Here is a 7,434-nt window from a genome sequence, read left to right as displayed (position 1 = left end):
GAACCGATATAAATGTCGGAATCGGTATTGGAGCCGTGAAGGGAAAGATGATACATAATATGTATGTCCTCCTGCTTAGACTTCGCGGCCGACAGCAGCAGCGACAGCACGCATCTTATCCATGGTACGTGCGAAGTGCTTGTAGGTCAGAGACTGTGCGCCGTCAGACAGAGCGTGTGCCGGATCGTTGTGTACTTCAATAATCAGGCCGTCAGCACCAGCTGCAACAGCGGACATTGCCAGCGGTTCTACCATCCAGTAGATACCAGCAGCGTGGGACGGGTCAACAACGACCGGCAGATGGCTCAGACGCTTCAGAGCCGGAACGGCACTGATGTCGAGCGTGTTTCTAGTATAGGTCTCGTAGGTACGGATGCCGCGCTCGCACAGGATGACCTGATCGTTGCCGCCAGCCATGATGTACTCTGCGGACATCAGGAATTCTTCCAGTGTGTTTGCGAAGCCGCGCTTGAGCAGTACCGGTGTGTTGGTCTTGCCCAGCTCCTTGAGCAGCTCGAAGTTCTGCATGTTGCGGGCACCAACCTGATAGCAGTCTACACGGCCTTCAAACAGCTCGATGTGTGCCGGATTGGTAATCTCGGTAACGATTGGCATACCGGTCTTTTCCTTTGCGATGCAAAGCAGATCCAGACCCTGCGCCTTCATACCCTGGAAGGAGTACGGGGAAGAACGCGGCTTCCAAGCGCCGCCGCGCAGAACAGCAGCACCCTGACGCTGTACTTCTTCTGCGATTTCGCAGATCTGCGGCTCGCTCTCAACCGAGCACGGGCCAGCCATGACAACGATCTTCTTGCCGCCGACCTCTACGTGGTCGCCAATCTTTACAATGGTGTCGTCCGGATGCATCTGACGGTTTGCCAGCTTGAACGGCTCCTGTACCTTCATGACGCGGTCAACCCAGTGGTTGAGCATCAGGGTGTCCTTCTCTACAGCAGAAGTATCACCGACAAGACCCAGAATGGTGGTCTCTTCGCCGACGATTGGGTTTACAGATACATGAAAATGCTCGATCCAATTGGTAAGGCGTTCTACTTCTTCCTTCGGGCATCCTTTTTTCAATACAACGATCATGATATTTTTTCTCCTTGGAAAATATATTTCCCGGCTGATACCGCACGAAAAGTGAGCATAAAAAAAGCCTTTCAGCCCGCGAACAGGGACGAAAGACAATTCCGTGGTACCACCCAAATTCGGCATAAAAATGCCGCACTTTTTTCAAATACGAGGCCGGGAAGCCCGATATTCTAGCCTTCTAACGGGGGCGACCGTTCGCACCTACTTGTGTTCAGCGCGAAAGCTCAGGAGGGAACTTCAATCCGACTTGTTCAAAGCGCACTCTCAGTCTATGGCACGCTATCCCTGTTAAACCGATCCGGAACTACTTTTCTCCGTCATCGCTGTGCTGGTATCAAATTCTGCATTTATTATACATCGGACGAAAGTGCGATGTCAAGAGGTTTTGCGCGAAAAATACAATGTTTCTTTTTGGATTCTTTTGCAAAAAATTGCGGTGAACGCTTGACAGACGCGGAAGAAGTGAATATAATGTTAATCATAATCATTAAATACTGAAATGTGATGAAAAGGTTTAGTAACTGTAAGCCGTCTTCAGAGAGCTGCCGTTTGGTGCGAGGCAGTGTCGTTCAGCAGTGAAACTCGCCTTGGAACAGTCCGCTGAAACAGATATAGATATATGTTTGATTAGGTTGGAACGGATCTCCCACCGTTACAGGGGAAGCGCATTGCTGGATGCGTTGAGCGGTCGTCTTACGGTACAATATAGAAGTATGGCGACAAGTAGAGTGGTACCGCGGAAGTTTGCTTTCGTCTCTGTTTCCAAAGTTATTTTGGCGAGATGAGAGCTTTTTTTATGCCCATCGCGCACACCGTCTGAACCAGTAATTTTTTACATTTGTATGGAGGATATACGTTATGTCAAGACAGATTCGGATTTTTGATACGACCCTGAGAGATGGCGAGCAGTCTCCAGGCTGTAGCATGAACCTCAGCGAAAAGATTGAGGTTGCCCGTCAGCTGGAAACTCTGGGCGTTGATATTATGGAGGCAGGTTTTGCCATTGCATCTCCGGGAGACGCTGCTGCGATTGCAACCATTGCGCACACCATTAAGAATTCTACTGTATGCTCTCTGGCACGCTGCGTAGAGAAGGACATTGACGCCGCTTGGGGCGCAGTTAAGGAAGCTGTTGACCCGCGCATTCATGTATTCCTGGCAACCTCTCCGATTCACATGCAGTATAAGCTGAAGATGAGCCCGGAAGAGGTTCTGGAGAGCGTTCGTCATCATGTATCGTACACCAAGAAGTTCCTGAGCAACATTGAGTTCTCCGCAGAGGACGCAACCCGTTCGGATTGGGATTTCCTGTGCCGCGTTGTTGACACCGCCATTCAGGCTGGTGCAAACACCATCAACATTCCGGATACCACCGGTTATCTGACACCGGGTGAGTACTATGATCTGATTAAGTACCTGCGCGAGCATGTAGATGGCATCGAAAATGTTGTTCTGTCCTGCCATAACCACAATGACTTGGGTATGGGCGTTGCTAACTCTCTGGCTGGCGTACAGGCAGGCATTGGTCAGGTAGAATGCACCATCAATGGTATCGGCGAGCGTGCAGGCAATGCATCTCTGGAAGAAATCGTTATGGCACTGAAGACCCGTAAAGATTACTTCGACTGCGATACCCGCATTGACACCAAGCAGATTTACCGTTCCAGCCGCATGATTCAGACCATCACAGGTGTTCCGGTTGCTCCGACCAAGCCGATTATCGGCGCAAATGCCTTCGCTCACGAGTCCGGCATCCATCAGCATGGCGTCCTGAACAACAAGTCTACCTACGAAATCATGACACCGGAGTCTGTTGGTATTCCGAAGAATGCCATTGTTCTGGGCAAGCATTCCGGCCGTCACGCATTTGAAGCTCGTCTGCATGATCTGGGCTACACGCTGACTCCGGAAAAGCTGGATAAGGCATTTGAAAAGTTCAAGGTACTGGCTGACCGCAAGAAGGTTATCAAGGATCGCGACTTGGAAGCACTGATTGGTGTTGTTCCGGTATCCGGTCCGGTTCGCTACACGCTTCAGCAGTATGTTATCAACAGCGGCAACACCATCAGCACCACAGCGGTTATCAAGATGGCTAAGGGTGATGAGAGCTTTGAGCGCGCAGCACTGAGCGATGGCCCGATCAATGCATCGTTTGCAGCGATTGACAAGATTACCGGTCTGAAGGTTCAGCTGGAAGATTACCAGCTGCGTGCATTGACCGATGGTCAGGACGCACAGAGTGAGGCTGTTGTCAAGATGATTATCGGCGAGAACAGCCAGGAGGTCATCACCGGCCGCGGCGTTTCCGTTGATATTGTAGAGGCTTCGATCAAGGCTTACATCAACGGCGTAAACAAGTATCTGAACAACTAAAATTGGATAGAAAACAGCCCTGCTTGCTCTGGCGGGCAGGGCTGTGATTCATACATAGAGGAGGCAAACCACCTATGGCAATGACAATGACACAGAAGATCCTCGCAAGCCATGCGGGACTGGAGAGCGTAACCGCTGGCCAGCTGATTGAGGCAAATCTGGATCTGACTTTGGCAAATGATATTACCGGTCCGGTAGCAATCCGCGAGATGGAAAAGGCTGGATTTGAGCACGTATTTGATAAGACAAAGATCGCGCTGGTTATGGACCACTTTGCACCGAATAAGGATATTAAGTCCGCAGAGCAGTGTCTGACCTGCCGGAATTTCTCTGGCAAGCATGAGATCGTCAATTTCTTTGACGTGGGACAGATGGGTATCGAACATGCCCTGCTGCCGGAAAAGGGTCTGGTAGGTCCTGGCGAACTGATTATCGGCGCTGACTCCCATACCTGCACCTATGGTGCACTGGGTGCATTCTCCACTGGCGTTGGTTCTACCGACCTCGCAGCAGGCATGGCAACCGGCAAGGCATGGTTCCGTGTTCCGTCTGCCATCAAGTTTAACCTGACCGGCTCTCTGCCGAAGTATGTCTCCGGCAAGGACGTTATCCTGCACATCATCGGTAAGATCGGTGTAGACGGTGCACTGTATCGTTCGATGGAGTTTACCGGCGACGGCGTTGCTTCTCTGACCATGGATGACCGCTTCACCATCTGCAACATGGCAATCGAAGCTGGTGCAAAGAACGGCATCTTCCCGGTAGATGATAAGACGCGCGAGTACATCAAGGGTCGTGTCAACCGTGAAGTCACCGAGTTCGCAGCAGATCCGGATGCACAGTACGATGAGGAATACACCATCAATCTGTCTGAACTGCGCCCGACGGTTGCTTGTCCGCATCTGCCGGAAAACACCAAGACAGTAGACGAGCTGGGCAAGATTGAGATCCAGCAGTCTGTCATTGGTTCCTGCACCAACGGCCGTATTCAGGACATGCGCGATGCTGCAGCTATCCTGAAGGGCAGAAAGGTAAAGAGCAACGTTCGCACTATCGTTATTCCGGCAACACAGGAAATTTATCTCCAGTGCATCGAGGAAGGTCTGGCAAAGATCTTTGTTGAAGCAGGTGCGATTGTTTCCACGCCGACTTGCGGTCCGTGTCTGGGCGGTCATATGGGCATTCTGGCACATGATGAGAAGGCAATCTCTACCACCAACCGTAACTTCGTTGGTCGTATGGGACATGTTTCTTCTGAGATTTATCTCGCCAATCCGGCTGTCGCAGCAGCTTCTGCTGTCACCGGCTATATCACCGATCCGGCAGAGCTGGACTAAGGAGGATTTTACACATGAAAGCAAGAGGTTCTGTTTTTAAATATGGCGATAACGTCGATACCGACGTTATCATTCCGGCACGCTATCTGAACATTGCAGATCCGGTAGAACTGGCTACCCACTGCATGGAGGATATTGATACCGAGTTCGTTAAGAACGTAAAGAAGGGCGACATTATGGTAGCAACCAAGAACTTTGGCTGCGGCTCTTCTCGTGAACATGCCCCGCAGGTCATTCGTGACAACGGCATTTCCTGCGTCATTGCATCTTCTTTTGCTCGTATTTTCTATCGTTCTTCCATTAACATCGGTCTGCCGATTATGGAGAGCGAAGAGGCTGCCAACGCGATCAGCGCAGGCGATGAGGTCGAGGTTGATTTTGATACCGGTGTTATCACCGACATTACAACCGGTCAGACATTTCAGGCAGCAGCATTCCCGCCGTTCCTGCAGAACATTATTTCCGCAGGCGGCCTGCTCAAGAGCTTGAAAGAAAGAGAGGAAAACAAGTAATGCAGTACAATATCGCAGTCATTAAGGGCGATGGCATCGGCCCGGAAATCGTTACAGAAGCTATGAAGGCCATGGAAGTTGTCGGCGAGAAGTTCGGCCACACCTTCAACTTCACCGAGTGCTATGCAGGCGGCAATGCGATTGATAAGTTTGGCATTCCGCTGCCGCAGGAGACTCTGGATGTTTGTAAGGCATCGGATTCCGTTCTGCTGGGTGCCGTTGGCGGCCCGAAGTGGGATAGTGTTCCGTCTGACAAGCGTCCGGAGCGCGCCCTGCTGGGTCTGCGTTCCAATCTGGAGCTGTTTGTCAATCTGCGTCCGGCACAGATGCACGCTGCTCTGGCAGATGCTTGCCCGATCAAGCCGGAGATTATTGGCGATGGCTTTGACATTCTGGTTTGCCGTGAGCTGACTGGTGACGTTTACTTTGGCAAGCGCGGCCGTCGTGAGAGCGAGCTGGGCGAGACTGGCTGGGACGATATGAACTACTCTGTTACAGAGGTAGAGCGCATCGGCCGCCGTGCTTTCGATATGGCTATGAAGCGCAACAAAAAGCTGACTTCCGTTGACAAGGCAAACGTATTGGAGACTTCCCGCGTATGGCGCGAGACCATGCATAAGCTGCGTGAAGAGTATCCGGAAGTTGAGTATCAGGATATGTATGTAGACAATGCAGCCATGCAGCTGGTTCGCAATCCGGGTCAGTTTGATGTTATCACGACCGGCAACCTGTTCGGTGATATTCTGTCCGATGAGGCAAGTATGATTACCGGTTCGATTGGTATGCTGCCGTCTGCTTCTATCGGCAAGACCAAGCTGGGTATGTACGAGCCGATTCACGGTTCTGCACCGGATATTGCAGGCAAGGGCATTGCAAACCCGATTGCAACGATTCTGTCCTGCGCGATGATGCTGCGTTATTCGTTCGGTCTGGGCGAAGAGGCTGATTGCATCGAAGCAGCAGTTGAGAAGGCACTGAATGATGGTCATCGTACCGCTGACATCGCAAAGGAAGGCGAGAAGGTTCTCTCTACTTCCGAGATGGGTGCAATTATTTGCGAGAACATCAAGGGCTAATTTCTTGAGATAAGAAAGATAATAGGGTCTGGCATGTGCCAGACCCTATTTTTATATCATTTGTTATTTTTGCGCATAGGCTTTGATTTGCTGCAAAATTTCAACATCTGCAGGGCAAAACTCAAATTGGTCGATTTCTGCCGGAGTAATCCAGCGCATATCATAGTGTTCGAGCAGCTGTGGTGTGCCTGAGGCTATTGCCGCGTGGAACAGGGTCAAATGCACCGTCAAATCCGGATAACAGTGTGTGACATCCATGAAAACATCGCCGACAGAGAGCGTAATGGCAAGTTCTTCCTGACATTCTCGAAGTAATGCCTGCGGCTTGGTTTCGCCAGCTTCTACTTTTCCGCCGACAAACTCCCACAGCAATCCGCGCGCTTTATTGGCCGGACGCTGGCAAATCAGAAACCGATTGTCCTGCCAGATTAATGCGGCAACAACTTCTGTTGTTTTGAGAATTTGTATGGCGGTTTGATAGGTCTCTCTGCGCTGCAGATCTTTGGGTGTGATGGTTTCCAATCGGGAGAGATCACTGTTGTGAGCGAGATCTGCTAATTTCACGCGCACGGCAATGGGATCGCTGCGCAAAGCGCGGATATAATCCAGATACGGAATCTCCGGACGGTGCGTCAGATGACGAATGGTCTCAACAGCAGCCGCGGGAATACCTGCGTGCAGCAAATCTTCCGCAGTCATAGATGTGTCTTCTAGTACATCGTGCAGCAGAGCGACAATTGTACTGATTTCATCCGGCATTTGCTCGGCAAGATGCAGGGGATGATGGATATAGGGGAGACCACTTTTGTCTGTCTGTCCATGATGTGCCTGATAGGCGAGCTGAAGGGCGCGTTTGGTCAGCTTGGTATAAATCATCGTTATTTTCCTTTGATTTGAATAGATACTGTGCCGTCATCGCCGATGACAAGGGACAGAGACTTCACATATTTCTGATAGAACTGATGCTTTTCTGTGTCTGACATCACAGCGCGTGTCGAGGTGTACAGATGATCCATCATATCCGTCACATTTAAATCAATG

Annotated in this window: 6 protein-coding genes and 2 other annotated features; of the genes, 4 read left to right on the top strand and 2 right to left on the bottom strand. The window is 50.8% G+C overall.

Features of this window, described 5'->3' with window-relative positions:
- Positions 1–75 precede the first annotated feature (75 nt).
- Positions 76–1,092: a 3-deoxy-7-phosphoheptulonate synthase gene (gene aroF, locus ACR0P9_RS05300; RefSeq protein ID WP_432618016.1), complete on the bottom strand. Its 1,017-nt coding sequence runs from the start codon at positions 1,090–1,092 to the stop codon at positions 76–78.
- Between the two features lie 81 nt (positions 1,093–1,173).
- Positions 1,174–1,425: a binding site (T-box leader), on the bottom strand.
- Positions 1,426–1,590: 165 nt separating this feature from the next.
- Positions 1,591–1,856: a binding site (T-box leader), on the top strand.
- A gap of 97 nt (positions 1,857–1,953) precedes the next feature.
- On the opposite strand from aroF, the gene ACR0P9_RS05295 reads away from it, so the two are divergent.
- The 4 genes from ACR0P9_RS05295 to leuB all read left to right on the top strand — a co-directional run bounded on the left by ACR0P9_RS05295 (position 1,954) and on the right by leuB (position 6,393).
- Positions 1,954–3,468: a 2-isopropylmalate synthase gene (locus tag ACR0P9_RS05295; protein ID WP_432618014.1), complete on the top strand. Its 1,515-nt coding sequence runs from the start codon at positions 1,954–1,956 to the stop codon at positions 3,466–3,468.
- 74 nt (positions 3,469–3,542) lie between these two features.
- Positions 3,543–4,805: a 3-isopropylmalate dehydratase large subunit gene (gene leuC / locus ACR0P9_RS05290; protein ID WP_432618012.1), complete on the top strand. Its 1,263-nt coding sequence runs from the start codon at positions 3,543–3,545 to the stop codon at positions 4,803–4,805.
- Positions 4,806–4,819: 14 nt separating this feature from the next.
- Positions 4,820–5,317 carry a 3-isopropylmalate dehydratase small subunit gene (gene leuD / locus ACR0P9_RS05285; protein WP_432618010.1) on the top strand — a complete coding sequence of 166 codons (498 nt, stop codon included), beginning with the start codon at positions 4,820–4,822 and terminating at the stop codon, positions 5,315–5,317.
- Entirely contained in the window at positions 5,317–6,393 is a 1,077-nt protein-coding gene (gene leuB, locus ACR0P9_RS05280) for a 3-isopropylmalate dehydrogenase (protein ID WP_432618008.1), read from the top strand. The genes leuD and leuB overlap by 1 nt, the downstream gene beginning before the upstream one ends.
- 63 nt (positions 6,394–6,456) lie before the next feature.
- Here the strand turns inward: leuB and ACR0P9_RS05275 are convergent, their stop codons facing one another.
- Positions 6,457–6,855, bottom strand: coding sequence for a (deoxy)nucleoside triphosphate pyrophosphohydrolase (locus ACR0P9_RS05275; RefSeq protein WP_432618018.1), 399 nt, complete (start codon positions 6,853–6,855; stop codon positions 6,457–6,459).
- Positions 6,856–7,434: the final 579 nt, after the last annotated feature.

This window comes from Butyricicoccus sp., from assembly GCF_050872565.1.
In the GTDB taxonomy this organism is placed as follows: domain Bacteria; phylum Bacillota; class Clostridia; order Oscillospirales; family Butyricicoccaceae; genus Butyricicoccus_A.
The sequence above is the reverse complement of the archived record's forward strand: the minus strand, read 5'-3'. Positions and strand labels throughout refer to the sequence as shown.